Origin of the sequence: Bradyrhizobium agreste (assembly GCF_016031625.1) — a bacterium.
GTDB classification, from domain to species: Bacteria; Pseudomonadota; Alphaproteobacteria; order Rhizobiales; family Xanthobacteraceae; genus Bradyrhizobium; species Bradyrhizobium agreste.
The window spans coordinates 487,096-504,567 of the sequence record NZ_JACCHP010000011.1 but is presented as its reverse complement, the minus strand read 5'-3'; the positions used below and the strand labels follow the sequence as shown (position 1 = coordinate 504,567).

Sequence of the window (17,472 nt, the reverse complement as noted above, 5' to 3'; positions counted from 1 at the left end):
GCCGCCGCCGCCACCACCTCCGCCGCCCATGCCGCCGGAGATCGAGACGCCCGTGGTCGAATTGGTGCCGCCGACACCGTCACCGCCCGGAGCGGTCGGCGCGTTGCCGGACTTGCCGTCGGTGCCATTCTGGCCGGTGCCGTAGTCTGTCACCCACTGGCCGTTCACAAAGTCATGCGCGCCGTAGCCGCCGGTGCCGCCCAGACCACCGGATCCGCCGGCGCCTTGACCGCCGCCGGCGCCTGCGCCGCCGCTGCCGGCACTACTCCCGCCGCTGTTGTTCAAGCCTGCGCCGCCGCTGCCGCCCAAATTGCCCCAGCTTCCCCAATTGCCCCAGCCGCCGTCGCCGCCGATGCCGCCGCCGTGGGATCCGCCGTCATGAGCACCGCCGCCTCCGCCGCCACCACCACCACCAGCGCCGTAACCATTCCAGCCGCCGTATCCGCCTCCGCCGCCATGGGCGTCATCCTGGCCGGCAGGTCCGCCCTTTGCCTGACCCCACGAATAATTGCCGGCGCCGTAGAGATTGGTCGTACCGTCGGATGCCTTGCTGCCATTGGTGCCGCCATCCGGCCAGCTTCCGCCGTAGCCGCCTGCCCCGCCGCCGCCTGAACCGCCGGCCGAACCGCCACCGGCGCCGGCGGTCTGATGATCGGCGGAAAGGTTAAACGTCACTCCCGACTGCACGTCGGCATTGTTGGCGACCTGGAACGAAAGTCCGTTCGACCCCGCGGCTGAAACCGTGACACCGCTGTTGATGGTCAAGTCGCCGGCGAAATTCACGTAGACGATGCCGCTGCTGGCCGTGATCGAGAAGCCTGATTGCGCGTAGCCGAGATACCACCAGCCACCGCCTGTGAAATCGAAGGTGTCGTCGGTCGTGCTGCCACCGTCATTGCGGTTGACAACGATCTTGCCCGAATTGACCCAGACCCAGTTGCCGGACTGAATGTCGGTGTCGATCGATAGGTTCTGGCTGATCGTGAAGGTCGGCACAGTGGCTGGCGCAACCGTCGTGGTCGGATTCGGCAAGTCGTCGATTGCGACGATGTTGTCGACGAGCACGTCCGTGCCGGGCGTGAAGGCGACGTCCTTCAGCGCGTAGAACGTGGTCGGCAGCTCGAAGCGCTGGAAGCCCTTGCCGGCCTCGACATTGAGATCAGCGGAGATCGTCTTGCCTGTGACCGTGTGGCCGGTGAAATGCACGACCGCGGTGCCGCTCGCCGCGATATTGGCGAGCTCGATGGAGTACAGCGCGAAGCCATCGCCATTGGCGTTGTGATTGGCATCCTCGGCACGCAGTGTGAACACGTCGCTCGCGGCCCGGGCCTGGGCGGCCGGACTGATGGAATCCGAGCGGACGAAGCCGCCGGCGTTGGTAATGCTGAGCTGGATGTGGTTGCTGCCGTAGCTCGTCTGCCCGCTGGCCAGACCGTCGAAATTCATCACCTTGTCGTAGTTGCGGTACGTGTCGAAGTCGGTCGCCGGGTTCACCTGCGTGACGACCACGAGCCCCGACTGCAGCACGATCCTGTTGCTGTCGATGTTGGCGTTGACGTCCGCGGGCGTGGTCGATTGGACCGTGAGCGTATCCTCGCCGCTATGTCCGCCGAGAATCCGGGTCAATTCCGCACCAGCGGTCGAGATGATCGACGTCGCCGACGACAGCGCGGTCGTCGCATTGAGGTCGGTGTCGAACAGCGTCCAGGCGATCGCGGTATCCTGGTTGTTCGAATTGTCGATCACCAGATACTCGACGGTCTTGTCGATTGAAGCGAACTGGTGGGAGACCGGCACGCCGTCGATATCGACCTTCAACGTATCCTTGCCGGAGCCGCCGTCGACCACCGTGCGCGCGGAACTGACGCTCTTGGCCTCGATCAGATCGTCGCCGCCGCCGCCATCGATGCCGATTACAGTAGAGGGCTGCATAGCCGCACTGACATTGATCAGCGCGGTGTCGTTGCCGCTGCCAAGCGCGAGATTGACCCGCGCCATCGACTGGAAGGTGATATCGCCGGCCGTGAGCCCGGTGACAATGCCCTCGCCAACCTGCGCGCCGTCCTTGACACTCGCCGACAGGACGGAGGTCACCGAGGAGCGGTCGACATTGAGGATGTCGTCACCGCCACCGGCGCCGTTGACGGTGAGTGGCACGCCGGAGCCGTGCACCGTCACCACATCATCGCCGGAGCCGAGATTCAACACGGTGGCCTGGCTGATCGCGTCGACCACGATCTGGTCGGCGCCACCGCCGGCATTGACGATCACCGGGGTTGCCGTGCCGAGGATCGTGACGCGATCGTTGCCGCCACCGAGATTGACGGTCGTGGCCGCGACATTCTCGAATTCGACCGAAGCGGCCATGCCGACGGCGGTGAGCAGGCCGCGGCTCGCGCTGGACTGATCGAACGTGAGATCTGCGTCAACAGCCGAGGCAACCACAAACTGGTCGCTGCCGTCACCGTGAACCAGGACGTGACCGTTGATCCGCCTCAGATCAGTGCCGATGGTCACCATGTCCGTGACGCTGTCGGCGGCGTCGATGGTGGTATCGATCGAGGTGGCCGCGATCGTGAGATCATCGGCGCCCGATCCCAGCGTCAGATTCAGATGCGCGAAATCGCCATAGGTGATGCCGGCCGCCTGGTTGATCGCGGTCTGGTCCGGATCGCCCATACCGAGACCGAAGATCTGGTTACCGTTGCTGCCGCCGACCAGTCCTTTGTTGGCGGCGGTGTCACCGTGGTCATCGACGGTCAGCGTGTTGGTTCCGGTACCGCCGTCGAGAACGAGCGCGCCCGCGATGGCATTGAGCGTTCCGTCGAGACCGGAGACCACGACGCTGTCGTTGCCGCCGCCGAGATTGACCGTGGTGGTCATGCCCGCGGTCGTCGAGCGCACATTTACGCTGTCGGCAGTCGCACCAAGATCGATCCGCAGCGAGCGGATGCTGCTGTAACCAACCGAGCCGCTCATGCCGAAGCCGGTTACGGCATCCTGGACGAGGTCGCCTGTGACCGCCTGGGCCGAGCCGGTGACGTCGAGATACAGTTCGGCCAGCCGATCCGCAGCGCCCGCGATCGTCACGCTGTCGGAAATGCCCGAGAGGTCACCGCCTGAATTGGTGGCTGCCAGCAACACGCCATTGGCATCGAAGCTTGCCGACGCACGGCTGCCGACCAGGATCGTGTCCTCCGAATTGACCGGATAGATCGTCGTCGGCGTACCTGAGGCGACGCGACGGATCAGGAAGGTGTCGCGGTCCGCGCCACCACGCAACGCGACCGCGGCCGCCGTGATCGTGCCCTCGAGATCGAGCACCGCGCCGACGCCGCCATCCTGGTCGCCGACATCACCACTAAGATCAGCTGTCTGCCCGGCATTGATGCGGCCTCCGGCTGCAACGATGACGTTGTCGCCCGCCGCGAGCGTCACCTTCCCGGCGGTCGCCGACATGAACGATGTTGCGCCGAAGACGATGTCTTCGCCGGTCAGGCTGCTGTCGACCGTGCCGATCGCGATGTCGCCACTCGTGGTGGTGACCGTCTTGATCCCCACTCCCGCGCTGACATCCGACAGCGCCATGCCGGTCCCGGCGGTGGCCGTTAGCGATCCGGCGGCGCGGCCGGCGTCGATGCGCAGCGCGTCGCTCGCAACTCCGATACTGCCGGTGCCGGCATTGAGCACAACGACCGGCCCAGACACATTGACCGACACCAAGTGGTCGGCGTCCAGGATCGATCCGGTCGCCTCCAGGTTGACAGACGCCCCCGATGAACTGACTGTGCCGACGGCGAGGTCTCCGGTCTCCGAAATCCAGATTCCGTCGCGGGCCGTGGCATCGAGACGGTTGGAGATGGTCGGTAGGTCCGCGCCCGCCGCACCGATCGCGCCGAGCGGCGCGGTGAGCACCAGATGGTCGGCCTCGATCCGGCCGCCGCCGATCTTGCGGATGTCGCCGCTGGCAGTCGAAATCGTCACCGGTCCGAGCGAGTCGAGGATCGCATCGGTCAGCGTGACATTGGTCCGCCTTGCCGTCGCGGTGTTGGAGATGGTGATCACGGTGTGACCGGGATCCGCTGTCGCCGTGGTGATGAATTGCGACTTCTCGGTCACGTTCACGGTGAGGTTGCTGGCGAAATTCGGGGTCGCGGCCAGCGGATTGATCAGACCGATCTGGAGATTCTTGCCCGACGCATTGCTGATGGTGACGTGGTCGAAGGCGGTCAGGAAGGTGAAGCTGGCACTGCCCTTGATCGAATCTTCGCCCTCGACGCTGTTGTAGCCCGCAGGTGTAGGATCGCTCGACCATGCCGGGATGGAGAAGGTTGCCGTGCCCGCAGCCGTCGAGGTGTTGACGATGTCGGGGATGATGATGTCGGTCGCAGTGATGGCCGGCGTAGCCATGCCAATCTGCCGCGTGATGGCTCCGCTTGAATCGATCACCAGCTCGGGCGATGGTGGACCGAACAGGAATACGGCGGAGTTGAAGTCGATCGTGCGCTGGTAGACCAGTGTCTGCGACGAGTGGTCGTCGCCGGTATCGATCACCGCGCCATGCGTCGAGGAGTCGGTGAAGCCGTTGATGGACGGATTGCCATAGGCCTCGACCGTCAATGCACGGGCATGGACCGTGGTATTGCCTTCGGTCAGCACCCGCGTCGCGACGTTGAAATTGTTGGTGGCGTAGGAATTGGTCGATGCACCAAGGCCATGGGTGGTCGCGTCCGCGCCCGCCATGCTGGTGATGCTCTCGTGGCGCGCCTTGATATTGGCGTTGCCGTTGGCGAACAGGGACGCGCCGTTCCGCACGTTCACCTCGGCATCCGAGGTCGGCGTGTCGTGAGGCGCGTCGAGCGTGGCATGCGCTTCCGAATTCGCACCGAGTGCGCTCGAGGTGGCAACCGAGTCGATCGACAGATCGAGCGTCGTCACCCGCGCCAGGACGTCGAGGTTGTTGCCGGCATGCACCAGCACTCCGGAGCCGATCTCGGTGATGGTGGAGCCGCCATAGGTGAGGTTGCCCGTCGACTCCGTGTCGGCGCCGATGCCGCCGGCCTTGGCGTGCGGATTCGACCGCGCAGTGCTGGAGGTGCGAGACTCGATGCTCAGGTTGGTTCCTGCGGTGAGCTGGGTCCCGCTGCCGACGCTGGTGTTCGTGGCGTCGCTTGCGTTGGTCGTGGTGTGCGACTGGATGATGGCGACGGCTCCGCCGGAGCCGCCGTCGCCGAGCGCTTCCGCGTCGTTGGTGCTGTCGGCGCGGAACGTCAGCGTCGTTCCGGCGCTGACAACGGCGTTGGTCCCGATCGTCGCGCTGTTCACGTTCTTGTGCGTGTCAGTGGCACCGCCGATGATGACCACGACCCCACCGTAATTTCCGGAATCGCCACGGGCTGTAGAGGTCGCGTTGGACGTCGAGGTCATCGAGACCGACTGAGTGGCCTCGAGATCGGCGCCATCGCCCACCGTGACCGACGTCTTCGGATCGAGCTCCATTTCGATGTCGAGGCCCTGCCCGCTCAGGATGCCGCCGCCGGCAGCCTTGCCCTTGAGCCTCGTGTTGGCGGTGTTGCTCGCCGCGAGGTCGATCGCGCGCGCGCGAATGACCGCATTCTTGTCGATGCTGGTCGCGACGGTCGGCTTGAACGTGGCGTGCGCGATCACGAAGCCCACCGCGAGGCCGCCGATGGCGCCGCCATCGACCTCGAGCTGATCGGCCGTGATCGTGCTGGTGCCATGGACGCTGACGTCGCCGGCGGCATGGACGTGCGCATCGCTGCCGACCCGCGCCGTCACGGTGCCCTTCACGTCGATCAGGGTCGCACCGGCCGCCACCCCGACAATGCCGCCGCCGATAGCGATCCCCATCGGCTGGCCTGAATCATAAGGCGCGATCGTCAAGGCGCGCTGTGCATCGACCGTCAGGCTTCCTGCGATCGGGCTGCCGTCAGCGCCGATTTCGGTTTCGCTGCCGACGATGGCCTGCGCGGTGCCGTCGATGGTCACCGACGATACCGCCGCGCCGAGGCCGGCTACGCCCGCAACCGACCACGCGCCGTTGGCGAGATCGTGCTCGATAGTCGCCTTGCCGCGGACCGACACGTTGCGGAAGCCGGTGATGACTGTCGCGCTGCTCGCCGAGGAGGTCTCGGTGGTCTGGCCGTCGTCCGAGCCGCCGGCCGGGGCTGCGCCGAGCAGCGCGCGGGCCGACGAATGGTCGGTCACGAAGGACACCGCGCCGCCCAGCGAGACGAAGCCGCTGAGCGCGCCGGCGAAGCCGAGCACGTGCACGTTGGAATCCAGCGTCGCACCGACGCTGAGATCGCCGACGGTGGCGTTGAGGCCGCGAATGGTCACGCCCGGCGCAATATAGGCCGTCGCGTCGGCATCGATGTTGACCACCGCAAGGCCGACACCAAGACCGACAGCACCGAGACCGATGCCGCCCGCCCGCGCGGTCATCCCGAGGCGCTGCGCGGCTTCGACGTCCATGGTCGTGGTATCGATCACCGCGCCGGACTGGATTCCGGCGGTGGTGCCACTGGTGACGCCGGTCGTCGTGGTCGTCGCCGATGCCACCCGGCCGGCCGCGGTATTCGCCGCATAGGTGTTGCGGCCGACATTGGCGAGCTGCGCGCTGCCGGCGCTGAGCTGATGGGACGATCCGGTGGTCCCCACGGTGCTGATATCGATGTCGCGGCCGGCCTGCGCGTCCTCGTAGCTCGTGGCCAGCCGAACCTTGGTCGGATACGCCGCGTCGACGATCACGAAATAGGCCTTGCCATCCTCGAGGCCATGGATCGCCTGGCCGCCGCCGGCGCTGTAGATCACAGTATCGCCAGTCTTGAGGCCGCGATCGGTACCGAGGTCGATCGTATCGGCGCTGCCATCCACGGCCTGTGCCGGATTGAAGGTGGCCGGCGCCGGGTCGTTGCTGGCAATGCGGCTGCTGAGCGAGCCGACGGTGCTTTCGACGAAGGACAGCACCGAGGAATTGTCGCCGTCGAGCGCCCCCGAGCTGCCGCCCGACGTCGAATAGGAGTCGGTGAAATTGCCGCCGATGTCGTAGACGACGATGCCGCCGCCGAGCCCGGCCAGGCCTGCGCCGGCGCTGATGGCGTTGGAGTTCACCGTCCAATGCGACAGCGCGAAGTCATCGACGTCGCTCTTCGCCCGCACCGAGGCAGCACCGATATAGGCCTGGGTATCGTTGCGCACCACGCCGACATCAACCGAGGCTCCGACGCCGGCCGCGCCGACGCCGAGCCCGCCGGCATAGGTGAGGACGTTGAGGTCGTTGGTGGCCGCGACCACGACGGACTGGCTGCCACTGGCGGTCGATGCCGTGTTCTGATTGACCTGCACGCCGGTGCCGATGCTGGCGATTGTGTCGGAATCGACCGACTGCACCGCCACGCTGCCGGCGATGCCCGCGTAGAGCCCGCCACCGAGGCTGGCCGCGACTGCAACGATCTTCTCCGAGGAGGAGGCGAGCACGGCGACGCCGCGGATGCTCTTCATGTTGACGGCGCCTGCCGTCGTCATCGTGCCGTTCGGAACGTTCGAGATGAATGCGGCGCTGTTGGCATTGGCATCGACGATGGCGTGGTCGCTGATCGTCGCCAGCGTCGTCTTCTTGATCGACGTGACGTCGACTGCACCGGCGCCGCCGCCGGTCCCGAGTCCGATGCCGACGGCTCCGCCGATCGTGTAGGTGGTGGTGTCGTCCTTCGCCGCGACGAGGACGTTGCCGCCAGCGGCGACGCGCACGCCGCCAGAAATCGAAGCAAGGCTCGTGGTGTCGATCACGATCACCGCGGCCGAGCCTGCGATCCCGACCTCACCCGCCGCGGCGATTCCGGCAGCGACGCTGATGATATCAGCGAGCGCCCGCGCGCGCACTGCGACGTCACCCCTGGCGTTCACCACCGTGTCGTAGCTGGATCCGCCTGACGCGCCCTGGATGAAGGCTTCGGTCGTCCCCTTCAGCACCGGCGCGGCGAAGGCCGGCGCCGCCGAGAAGCCGCCCGATCCGGCGAGGCCACCGCCGATCGACAGGTCGTTATAGAACCGCCCGGCCGCCACCAGCACATTCTGGCCGGTGCCTGCGTCGGTGCTGTTGGTCGCACCGGCGTTGATCTTCGCCCCCTGGTCAATATAGGCGCGGGTCGTGATGTCGTGGACGGTCACCGATCCCGCCAGCGAGCCGGAGCCCTCGCCGGCAACGGCGACGCCGACACCGGCGCTCGTCAGATCATTGACGCTCACGGCGACAATGACGACGCCGGTCTGGGTGGCCTCGAGCGGCGTGCGGTCACGGTTTTGCGACACGCTCGGATCGTTGAAGGCCTGGTTGTCGATCGAGGGCATGCCGGTGTTGTTGAGCGTCTGCACCACGTGGCTGGTGGTTGCGGCAATGCCGTTGTCGGTGAAGTCGATGCGCGTCCCGGCGAGTGCTGCGCCGTGGCTTGCGGCGAGCGCGAAATGGTCGTTGTCGATCCGGATGACGAAGTAGTGCTGGCCAGTCTGCAAGCCGCCGAGCGCCAGGGACTCGCCTGTATAGATGACCTCCTGGCCGGTGCTAAGGCCGTGACCACCGGCATGGACGCTGTCGGCCGCGTAGTCGACGTCGGATGCCTTAAAGTCATCGGTGATGCCGGTCGCCTGCGCGTTCGTCCCGCCTTGTGGCGCGCCGAAATCACCGGTGTTGGCGACGATCCCGGACTTGCCGGACTTGGCCAGCGCCGTCACATTGGCGCCGGCCGCGATGAAGGCTTCGGTCGTCTTGGTGACCACGCCGACGCCGGCGGCGATGCCGCCCGCCCCGGTGCCCGCCGCGGCGATGTTGCCAGACACCTGGTTGACGGTGGTGTCGTCTTCGGCGGAGACCAGTACGTTGCCGTCGGAGCTGGCCGTTGCATGGTCGCCGATAAAGGCCCGTGCGGTAAGATCGAGCACCGACACACCGGCCGTCAGTGCACCAGCGCCCTCACCCGCGCCAGCGATCGCGGCCGACACCGAGGTAACCGTGACGTCGCCGCCGGCGGCGACAATCACATTGTCGTCGCCATGCGCAGCCGCACCCGCACCGATCGAAGCCTCGATCTTGCGCCTGACATAGCCGGCGTCGGCGCCAGCGCCGACCCCGACATTGCTACTGCCGGCGAGCGCACCGGCGACGCCGACCGGCGACAGGTGTCCGTGCGCGGCGATGTCCACGTCGCGCGTAGAGGTGATCCCGGCGCCTGCGGCGGGCGTTGCGCTCGGTGCATCCTCGAAGGCCTGCGCCGTCACGTCGATATAGGTCAGCGTGATCGCGCCGGTGCCGGCCCCCTGGCTCGAGAACGCACCACCCACGGCGATGATCACGACGGATTCGGCCGCTTCGGCCTCGATTGATACGCCGCTATGGGTCGCGCCGAGGACGTCGGTGAAGCTGCCCGTCACGCCATTGGCCGACACAGCTGCGGCGCCGTCGACATAAGCCTTGGTGGTGTCGAGAATGGTGACATTGGTGATCGACAGGCCGACGCCGACGCGGCCGCCGGCGGCCAGCGATCCGGCGATGGCGACGATGTTGGCCGTGTCGTGGGCGATCACACGAACATTGTTGCGGGCGGAGACGTTCGAGGTCGCGCCGACGATCGCCGAGGTCACCGTGTTGTCGACCACGTTGATCGACACCGAGGCGCCCACGGATACGTTGTTGCCGCCGGCGCCGCCTATGGTGAGCGCGTGTATCGCGGCACTCTCATCCGCCTCGACACGGACGCTGCCGTTGGACGACACGGTCGAGCCATCGACCTTGGCTGTGACCTGGTTGGCGATGTAGTTGGCCCCGATCGCCGCACCGACGGCGTTGCTGGTCGAGGAGATGGCGACGCCACCGGTCAGCGCGTTGATCGTCGATTCGTCGCTCGCCACGACCGTCACATCGCCACCCGCCGTGGTGGTCAGATGTGCACCGTTGAGCGCTTCCGCCTCGATCGTGTTGTAGGTGCCGTTGACCGAGAGGCTGCCGCCGACCGAGGTCCCGTTGCCCTTCGAGCCGCCGACCGCCGCTGCCGCGATCTTTCCGGCGAACGAGATCGGTCCGTCCTGAGTGGAATGGGCGGTCAGGCTGATACCGCCGGCGCCCGCCGTGATAGTCGCGCCATCGAAGGTAGCGCGCACCTTCAGCGCAACCTGGTTCCAGCCGAGGCCGATGCCATAGGCATTGCCCTGGGCGCCGACCCCGATCGCGCCCGCCACCGCGTAGATGACCGAATTGTCCTTGGCCTCGAGGTTGACGCCGGAGGCGGTCACGTCGGCATTGCGGATGGTGGCGAGAATCTGCGCGGAATTGTCCCGGCTGAAGATCTTCTGGTCGGTCGAGATGACGTTGATGCCGAGCGTGAAGGCGGCTGCGGTGCTGCCGAGCCCTCCGCCGCTGGCGACGCCGACGGACACGGCAAAGGCCCACAATTGCTGATCGTTGATCGCCGAGGCCGAGTAAGTGCTGCCGAGATTTAGCGCTGCGCGGCGGATGGTGCCGTCGACGCCAGCCGTGGTCGACGCGCTGAGCTGATTGAAGGCCAGCGAGAAGCCGACGCCCTTGGCACCAGCCGTGCCCGCTCCGCCACCGCCGATGGCGATAACGTGCGCCTCGTTCTTGGCGCGTTGAACGGCATTGCCGTTGGCACTGACGCTGGCGCCATCGATCAGGGCCTTGGTGGTGTCCACCAGCCGGTTAATGGAGATCGAGCCGGCATAGGCATTGCCTTGCTCGTTGGTATTGGCGGCGACCGCGGCCGAGAAGGTCGCGAGCGTGCCGCCGCGCCTCGCGGTGATCGAGATCTCGTCGACACCAGCGCTATCGGCGGCCCGGCTCTGCACCGTCAACCCGTTGCCGTCGGGCGAGCCCGACGCGGCCAGGCGGTCGGCGATGAAGGCTTCGGTGTCCGCGGTGATCTGGTTGAGCGAGAAGGCACCACCGATGGCGTTGCCGCCGCCGAGCCCGGTGCTGGCATTGAGCGACACCGCGACGCCGCCGGTGATGGCGACGATCACGGCAGTGTTCTCGGCGTCCAGCGACAGCGTGCTGGTCTTCACAGTGCCGCGCGCATTGACATAGGCGAGGTCGCTGTCGCGCATCACATTGATGCCGACGCTGCCGGCGAAGCCAAGACCGCTCTTGATGCTGCTGGCCGCAGGGCCCTCCTCGAACAGCGCCGGAAGCGCGATGCCATCAAGCGGATCGTCGGGCGACTGGGCCAGATTCTGCGGCGCGCCGGAGGGACCGGTCAGAACGGAAGCGGCGCCGGCGATGACCGCCCACGTACCGCTGGTCTTCGCAGTAAGAGTGGTGGTCCCGACATCCAGATTGACCGCGCCGGCCGCCGTCACCTGTGGATCGTTGTTGCCGCTCGGATCGGCACCGATGAAGGCGTCAACCTCGCGCGCGACATCGTTGACGAGGACCGAGGCCCCGAGACCGCTGGAGCCCTTGCCGGCCATGACGATCGTGCCGGCGATTTCGACCTCGGTGCCGCCGGTGGTGGCGCCGATGGTCAGCGCGCCGCCGCCGCTGATGGTCGGCCCGGCCGTGGCGGTCGCCACCAGGCCCGCTTCGACGTCGCTGCGCTGACGCAACGCCAGTGCACTGCCGGCGACGGCAAACTGGCCGCCGTCATCGGTCTTGCCGCCGGACTGCGCGATGGCAATGCGCAGGATGTCCTCGCTGGCATTGACCGTCAGTACTCCGGCAGCGCCGGTCCTCACCTTGGCGTCGCCCTCAATGCGAGCATAGACGGTGTTCTCGATATCATCGACCAGGATCGACCCGCCGATCGCCTTCGAGCCGGAGCGGCCGAAGAAATCCACGACGTCGCCGCCGCTGAAAAGCTGGGATGCCGTCTTCTTCTCGTAATAGCCCTTGCCGAACGGGCTTTCGCTCAGCGACCATTTGCCGATGCCGGCCATCTCGGCGAACTGCATCATGGTCTCGGCGGTGACCGAGACCGACTGGGTGGACAGCGGTGTCCAGCTCGCCGATGGCGCCATCTGATTGATCTGCGCGCCCGACTTGATCACCGCCTTGTCGGTGTTCTGGTAGACGTTGACCGCGATCGAGCCGCTGAACGACGTGGCCGTGGTTTCGGCGGCCTTGGCGCGCGCCATCACCCAGGTGTTCATGAATTTCGAGCTGATACCCAGCGTGCCGTCGAGCAGATCCGTCAAGGCGCTGACGCCACGATTGACGAAATCCTGGGGAATGCCCAGCACGAGGTCGGCGGGCAGGATCAGGAATGGATAGGATAGCGCGGAATCGATCATCACATTGGCGCGCGCGTCGATCACCGCATTGCTCTCGACGGTCGCCTCGGTGTCGTTCTGATAATAGCCGACCGCGAATGACAGATCGACAGCCTTAGCATTGCCGTCCGGATTCTTGGTCTTCGACTTGGACACATCCGATTGCGAGATGAGCTGGTTCTTCTGGGTGTTCGAGGCCAGCACCTCGACATTGGCGCCGCTCTGCAGGTGCGCTGTCGAGCCGACAGTGGCGGTAACGTTGTTGATGGTGACATTGACCGCGATGGCGCCGCCCGCGCTCAGGCCGTCATTTGTGATGTCCTTGCCGGGAACGTTGTTGCCGTTTTGATCCTGCACCACGGTCTTGCCGGTGCGCGAGGAATCATAGACGTTCGCCGCGCCGAAGAAGGCCGCCAGCGAGACGTCGGCCTTGGACAGGAAGTCCTTGTACTTGGTCGGGTTGAACTTGCTACCGACCTCGGGCTTCGCCTTGTTCAGCGTGGTCGAGGCGAGCGTCGCCTGCACGCCGATGCCTTCGGTGCCGGTGCTGGCCGACAGGCCGTGTTTCTCAGTGAGGGGCAGGCCGCCCTGGCTCTTGAGATCGATCGGCTTGACGGCGCTGACGAGGCTCGGATCGTCCACCAGCCGGATATGGCTGGCATCGACCTTGACCACATAATAGGTCTCGCCCGAGGTGAGGCCTTTGATCTCGGTGTCGCCCTGGGTCAGATTGCCGACATTGCCGTGGGACGCCTGATAGGTGTGCTGGTTGGCAACCACATGCATGCCGGAGACACCCGGATCCGTCAGGTGGACGACGACGCCGGTGTTGACGTCGCGCAGCTCGAACGAATTGACGTCGTCGACCACCAGATTGTACTGGCCCTGGCTTGTGGCGCCGTCGCCGGCACTGGTCAGGCCGCCGATCGCGGTCCCGCCGAACAATGCCGAATAGTCGACCAGCAGCGGATTGGCAGCCGTCGCCGTGAAGCCGTGATTGGCGACGTAGATGCGGTTGGTCGCGGTGTCGATGCGGGCGAGGTTGACGCTCGCGCTCGCCTGGTTCGCCGCATCGGTGAACGTGTGCAGGCCGAGTGCGCTGGCTTGCGCGACCGCCGCGATGTTTCCGTTGGAATCGCGCAGCCGAAACGCGTCGTCGGCGTTGTTGATCTTGATGACCGTATAGGTCGCGCCGTTGACCAGTCCCGTGATCGGCGTGTTGCCGCCGGCGTCGTAGGTGACCTGCTCTCCATTGGTAAAGCCGTTGCCGGCGATGGTGATGGTGTGGGCGGTCGCGTCGATGGCGTCGAGATTGAAGGCCGTCGACAACGTCGTCGACTTGGTCGGATCGACGCCATAGATGACGGGATCACCGTCTTTGAGGTTGGCAAGCGCCGTCGGATCCACCGCGATCGTGCTCGCGGTGGCATCGACCGCCGTCGTCGGATGGAAGGTCAGGACGGTGGCAATGTAGGACAACGCGTGCGTCGCCGGGCCGCCCGGATCGCTCAGGTTCACGGCCTGGTTGGTGGTCTCGTCGCGCAGCTCGAAGGAGTTCGCATCGGTGGCGTAGAGATAATATTTGTGCTCGTTGGCGAGCCCGCCGATCGGGTTGATGCCGTCATCAGCCAGCGACTGGTAGCTCACCTCGATCGGTGTGTTGAGGGCGAAGCCATGACCGGGCAGGCTGATCCGGTGCGTGGCCGGGTCGATCGACGCCAGCGTTACGCTCGCCTTGTGACTGTCCGAGACGCGGGTGAAGCTCTGCTCGCCGAGCGCGCTGCCTTGCGCGATCTGCACCACATTGCCGGCGGAATCCTTGAGCTGGAAGGCGCCATCGTCGACGCGGTTGACGGTGTACAGCGCATTGTCCGACAGTCCGGAGATCGCGGTGTTGCCGCCGGCCGAATAGCGCACCTGGTCGCCGGTCTGGAAGCCATGCGCGGCGATGTTGATCTTATCGGCGCCCACATCGATCGCGTCGAGGTTGAAGAACGTCGACTTGACCTGGCTCAGCGACTGGGTCGCGGTGGGATCGGTGCCCATGGCATCGAGCGCCAGTGCCGGCTCCTTGGCGAGCTGGATGTGATCCTTGTCGACCACGATCACCGAATAGGTCGACCCCTTGGTGAGGCCGTCGATGGCATTGGCCTGGACGTCCGGTTGGGCGAGGCCCGCCGTGACGCCGTCGATCGGCGCGGCGTAAGTCTGGTACGGCGTGTAGGTGACGAACTGTCCTGTCGAGAAGCCGTGATCCTTGATGTAGATGGTGTCGCTGGCGATATCGACGTTGCTGGCGCCGAACACCTGCGTGCCAGTGCTAGTGTCGACCAGCGTACCTGCCGCCGTGATGGTGCCGTCGGCGCGCGCCTTCACATTGGCGAATTCGAACGCGAGCGCCACGCCGACGCCGGCGCGGCCGTCGACCGGGCTGAGGGTGCTGGCGTCGGGAGACGTCTTGGTAGTGCCGTTGGCGAGCACGTTGACGTTGCCGCCGGTCGACGTGATGGTGACCCCGCTGCCGACGGTCGCGAGCGCTGTCAGGTCCGTATGCGACAACGCGATCGCGACGGAGGAGGCTTTCGGATTGATGGTCCTGGTGTCGAGGTTGGACGAGGCCCGTGCCGTGGTCTTCTCCGACACCGCACCGGTCGCCGAGATCGTGACGCTGTCGGTCGCGGTAATGGTCGTGGTGCCGCCGACATTGGCTTCGACGTCGCTCTTGGCCATGCCGTAGCCCGCGGCAAGCTCTAGCCCGGTATAGGCGGCGAGACCGCCATTGCCGATCTTGCTGGCGATTGCGTTGACCTGGGTGTCCACCTTCGTCGACGCCTTTATGTCGACCGCGCCGACGGCATGGATCGAAGCGTCGTTGACGTTGATCTTGGCATCCGCGCCGCGCAGGATCACGGACAAGTCGAATCCGGTCAGCGCGCTGATCAGGACGCCCGGAATCTGGTTGAGCAGCCCGGCGATCGATCCGACAAAGCCGTTCATGCCGTCGGGCACGTCGCTGGCGAGCGCCGTATCCTTTGCGCTCGCGGATATCTTGACCGAACCGCCGCTGATCGTCGCGCCAACGATATCGATCGTCGCGTTCTTGGAGGTGAAGTCGAGCGGCCAACTCACGAAGCGATTGGCGAGATCGGACGCGCCGATGGTGATCTTGCCGGCCTTGTGCCCGTGCGCAGTGTCGGCGTCGGCCAGCAGCGAGGCTTTCGGCCCGAGCGCGATCTTCTGGCCGCCGCCATACGAGGTCGTGCCGTCGGCGTTCGTCTTCTGCACACCGAAGGTGATGTCGCCGGCATTGCCGCCGGCGAGCACGGTAGAGATCGACGCCGTTCCGTCCGCGGCGTTGCGCAAGGTCAGGCTCACGGTGCCGCCACCACCGGCCGGATCCGCGAAGGTGAGCACGTCGCCGCTCTTGTAGCCCGAGCCGGTGCCGCTCAGCCGGGCGCTGACATGTCCATCGGCATCCGTGACGATGGTTGCGATGGCGCCACTGCCCGTTCCGCCGCTCGCGGCGACGCCGGTGTGCTCCTGGTTCGCTCCCCATGTCCCCGTGGTGCCGGTTTGCTCGCCGACGGTGCCAACATAGATGGTGTCGGCAGCAAGATTGAGCGCACCGCCATGGAGTTGCAGATCACCGGTAACCTTGACGACGCTGTCATGGTCGATGTTGTTGTTGCCCGGCAGCAGACCGCCCTGGTCGAACGGGTCGTAGGCGCTCGAGAGCGCATTGACGGTCAGCGATCCCGCAAAACTCCGGTCGAGCGAGGCGAGCTCGATCGAGTCCGTTCCGGAGGTCGCGCGGATGGTCAGGGAGTGCGTCGGCGCGCTGAAGGTCTGATCCTCGAACTTGCCGTCGACACTGTCGAGCAGCACCAGCCCGTCGGTCGCCGTGCCGGTATCCGAGAGGCGAATGACGTTGTGACCGGCTCCACCGGACAGGGTGGCGATATCGAAGGTCAGGTCGGCGACCGTGCCCGCGATGGTGACCGGCTCAAGGCCCTTATAAGTGACGAGACTGCCGTCGAAGGAGATAGTGCCGGCATCCGGCGCCGTCGCGGTCGAGACCACGCTGTTGGCGGTGCCGACATCAAGCACCAAGGAGTCAAACCCGCCCGCTCCGCCGTCGATCGTACCGGCAACGCCACCGCCGGGCGCAATGGTGAAGGTATCCTTGTTGCCCGCAGCGCCAACGAGGTTCTCGAATCCATTGAAGACGACGGCACCGGCGCGCCCGGCGCCCATTCCATTGATCAGCCAGCTGGTATCGGCAGTCGGGCCGACCAGCGTATCGGTGCCGGTGCCGCCGTCGAGCGTCTCGACATCGGTGAAGTCAACCGTGACCGCACCGTGTATCGTGTCATGCCCGTTTTCGTTCAACTGCCAGGTCGCCGCCTGGCTTGACCCCAGGAACAGGCTGTCCTCGCCGCCGCCGCCAAAGAACGAGAAGTTCGGCGTGGCGTAACCGGCGAAAGAGTCCGCATCGATCGTGAACTCGTCGTTCCCGGCGCCGCCGGTGATCACCACGAAGCCGATCTGGGCGAGGTCGGCGGACGCGAGCACCGTCGCGCTGCCGCGGTCGACGATCTCGACACGCTGAACGCTGGCAGACGTCTGCTGAGACGCCTGGCTGTCGTCGACCATGCGGACGACGACATCGTGATCCTGCTGGTGCGACAAGGTAGCGGCGAGATCGATGCCGAGCACGTCGGCACTCATCAGCAGGCGCTGCTCGAGAGGATCGAAGACCAGCCGCGTGACACCGCTATGGGGGATTCGCGTGAAGCGGGATGCCGATACCTTCAGCCGCGCCGCCATCGACTGCAGACGCCGATGGCGGACAGGTCGGGCACGATAGGCAATCCGTCCGTCGCCTGCAGCAAACATGATGACCCCCCTCCCCAGGACGATCCCTTGGATCGGGCGGCATCGTCACGAAGGTTAATGAAACATTAATGATGCAGCGATGAATATTTCCGGTTGTGACGGGCCGCGTCCCGAAAAAGTTGTGGTTTCCTCGAACTGTAACGTGAGGGCATACTGCACAATCAGTGGTAGAGGTCGAGGTGGCTCAGCGATCTCATGCACACGGGTAGCGGATCGCTGCTATCGCAGCGAGGCGGCTTGGCGAACGAGCGCAGCAGGTTTATCGAAGAGCGCTGACGG

1 protein-coding gene is annotated in these 17,472 nt (G+C 65.8%); it reads right to left on the bottom strand.

The features are described 5' to 3' along the window. Positions 1-17,193, bottom strand: a 17,193-nt coding sequence (locus tag HZZ13_RS19260) for an LEPR-XLL domain-containing protein (protein ID WP_197961095.1), incomplete at its 3' end; no start/stop codon positions are given. Between the last annotated feature and the right edge of the window lie 279 nt (positions 17,194-17,472).